At 58.8% G+C, this 2769-nt stretch carries 2 protein-coding genes; both read right to left on the minus strand.

What is annotated here, in order from left to right; all coding sequences use genetic code 11:
• Positions 1 to 130 precede the first annotated feature (130 nt).
• On the minus strand, positions 131 to 1984 hold the full coding sequence (gene uvrC / locus ABIZ35_RS05830) for an excinuclease ABC subunit UvrC (protein WP_348218934.1): 1854 nt from the start codon (positions 1982 to 1984) through the stop codon (positions 131 to 133).
• Between the two features lie 45 nt (positions 1985 to 2029).
• A complete protein-coding gene (locus tag ABIZ35_RS05835; RefSeq protein ID WP_348218935.1) occupies positions 2030 to 2455 on the minus strand; it encodes an ATP-binding protein in 426 nt (141 codons plus the stop codon).
• Positions 2456 to 2769 lie beyond the last annotated feature (314 nt).

Genomic DNA, 2769 nt, shown 5'->3' on the forward strand with positions numbered 1-2769 from the left:
AAGGGAGGGGTGGCGCGAAGCGCCGGGGTGGGTTACTCAGGGTCGGCCGAAGGCAGGAGGTTGGTGTAACACGAAAGGCCAGGAGTGTGGAAACGGAGGACACGCCAAGAGCCGGGGGCAAGTTCAACCTCTACCCCGCATTCCCATGCAGCATCTTATGGATCGTCGCCGCCAATCGCTTGTTCATCGCCGGGGCGGCGGCGAGTTGTTCCACAGACGCGTTTTTCATCCGTTCGACGCTGCCGAAGAACTTGAGCAGTTCGCGGCGGCGCGTCAGGCCGATGCCGGGGATGGTGTCCAGTACAGAGAGGGTCGCGTTCTTGCCGCGCAGGGTTCGGTGGTAGGTGACGCTGTAGCGGTGCACTTCGTCGCGGATGCGCTGGAGTAAGAAGAGCGCCTGGGAGTTTTTTGGGAGCGCGAGCGGCTGCGCCTGGCCGGGCTGGTAAACCAGCTCGAATTGCTTGGCGAGGCCGATCATATTGATCTCCATGTCCATCTCCTTGGCGACCGAGACCGCGACGCCCAGCTGGCCTTTGCCGCCGTCGATCAGCATCAGGTCCGGGAGCTTGCTGAACTTAGGATTGCCGGACTTCGCTTCTTTGAGACGGCGCGTCAGTACTTCACGCATCATGGCGAAGTCGTTCGGCTCGCCCGTGTTGGTCGGCTTCTGGATCTTGAAACGGCGATACTCGGACTTCGCGGGCTTGCCCTCTTCGAAGACCACCATGCCGCCGACCGAAAAGCTGCCCTGAATCGTCGAGATATCGTAAGCCTCAATGCGCTCTAATGGCGTATCCAGGCCGAGAGCGTCTTGCAATTCCATGAGGGCGCCCATCGTCCGATCGTACTCGGTCAGGGTGTTCGTGCGCATCTGTTCGAGGGCGAGCTTGGCGTTGCCGATGGCCATGTCCAGAAGCTGACGCTTGCCGCCACGCTCGGGAACGGTCAGCGTGACCTTGGTCCCCTTCTTCTGGCGCAGCCACTGCTCGATAATCACCGTTTCCTCAACGTGCGTCGGCAGGATGATCTCGGCCGGGACATACGCCGCGTCCTGGTAGTACTGTTTCAGGAATTCGCCGGTGGCGTTCTCCACGCCCTCCTCATCTTCCAGACCTTCCAAGAGGAAGTGCTCCTGGCCGATTAATTTGCCATTGCGAATGAAGAACATTTGGACGGCCGATTCGCCATGCTCGTTGACGATCGCGACGACATCCTGGTCGGCGGCGTTGGTGGACACGACCTTCTGGCGCTCGATCAGGGTCTCGACCGCCGCGATCTGATCGCGCAGGCGCGCGGCGCGTTCGAACTGGAGATCCTCGGACGCCTCTTCCATCTCGGCGCGTAACTGCTGGACGAGCTTTTCTTGTTTGCCGTCCAGAAACAGCGCCACATCATCCACCATCTTGCGGTACTCCTCCGCGTTGCCCAGGCCCGCGCAGGGCGCGTGCGGACAGCGGCCCATGTGGTGGTAGAGGCAGGGGCGCTGCACGGGCTTGTTATCCCAGCGCTTGCGGCAGGTGACGAGTGGGAATAGGCGATAGATCAGACGCAGGCTGTCCCAAACAGCGCGGGAATTGGTGAAGGGGCCAAAATACTTGGCGCCGTCCTTCTTAACCCGCCGGGTCACGAGCAGCCGTGGGAACGGCTCGTTGGTCGTGAGAATGAGATAGGGATATTGCTTGTCGTCGCGCAGCCGGATGTTGTAGTGCGGCCGGTGCTCCTTGATGAGATTGCACTCAAGGATCAGCGCTTCCAGCTCGCTGTCCACGACCACATAGTCGAGGTCCACGGTGCGGGAGATTAGCTTGCGCGTTTTGGGGGAGTGTTTGGCGCTCTTTTGAAAGTAGGAGCGCACGCGATTACGAAGGTTGATCGCTTTGCCGACGTAGATGATCTCTCCGGCGGCGTCTTTATAGAGATAACATCCTGGCTGAGTCGGGAGGCCTTTGAGCTTCTCCTCCAAACTCGGAATTCTTGCTACCATGATGTGTTATTATAGCACAAATCGAACAAAGGTTTGTCACAAAATCTAGTCCGCCGGAACAAAAGCTTTGATCATACGGACCGTCAGGCCGTCGCCGGACGCCTCTAGCGCGACATTGTCCATGATCGAGCGGATCAGAAACAGTCCGCGCCCGCCCTCGGCGGTCAGATCGGGCATCTTTTCCGGCGTGTTCTCTTTGAGAGAAAATTCGGTGCCTTCGTCCAGCACTTCAAAAATCAGCTGATGAGTTTGGACGGCAATCAAACAGCGCAGGACGAAAAAGTTCTCTTCCCCTTGCGGAGAGCCATGCTCCACCGCGTTGGCGCAAGCTTCGCCAATGGCGAGCTCGATGAGGTCCGTGAGGTCGGCGGCGTAATCATCCACGAAAGCCCTGGTGGCGGCGCGCGCTTCATGGACATTGCAGGGATGACTTTTCCACCGCCGCTCGACGATTACTTGTAGGTCGTGCATATCATTTCCAGAGAGGGGCCTTCGTCCAACGACTGTACCCATTATCTTTTATATCAAAACAATTGAAAAGTATGGTATGCCGTTCAGTCCATATATTTCCGGGCCAGGTTCAGCGTATAAAGCACGACAAGAAGCAGCAATCCGAGAAACACGAAGCGCATCAATCCCAGGAGAACGATCACGACGCGCCCCCCGCGAATCGAAGTTCGCGCGTTCCGATGGCGACGATGTCGCCGTTCGCAAGAATCGCGCGCTGGCCCGGTGGTACACGCCGGCCGTTCAGGCGCGTCCCATGGGCGCTCTCCAGATCCTCC

Source organism: Capsulimonas sp. (genome assembly GCF_039929585.1).
Lineage (GTDB): Bacteria > Armatimonadota > Armatimonadia > Armatimonadales > Capsulimonadaceae > Capsulimonas.